The following is a 426-nucleotide window of genomic DNA, read 5'->3' on the forward strand; positions in this document are numbered from 1 at the left end:
CTCCAATCACTTCATCGCGGCAGTATTCATTAAAGATTTCGTGGAAAAGACCGCCGTATATTTTCATCTGTTTATCTTTGGACGGCGCTTCCGCAAAGAAATCGTAAGTATCTTTTACGCTTACAAGTCCGTCTTTTTCTCCGTGAAGCATAAGCACCGGATAGGTAAAGTCCCGGATAGCTCCACTAAACCAGTCGAGTCCCCCGCAGAGCGCGTAGCAAAGACCCGTTGTGAAGGTTTTAGTATTATAGGGATCCTTTCCATACCAGTCTACAACCTCGGCTACAGAGCAGACACCTGCTCCCAGCTCATTGGGAAGAAGGGTGTGGGGATCCAAGTCTTTTGGAAAACCGGTAATCAGTCCGCCGTTGTCTTTTGTCAGAGCGCCGCTGGTTATCAGACCCCGCAGCTTCTTATCCGGATATT

At 48.4% G+C, this 426-nt stretch carries 1 protein-coding gene; it reads right to left on the reverse strand.

What is annotated here, in order from left to right:
- Positions 1–426 (reverse strand): lysophospholipase (locus NE664_14425; protein ID MCQ4727830.1); only part of this gene is annotated, 426 nt, incomplete at both ends.

The organism is Anaerotignum faecicola (genome assembly GCA_024460105.1).
Taxonomy (GTDB): Bacteria; Bacillota; Clostridia; order Lachnospirales; family Anaerotignaceae; genus JANFXS01.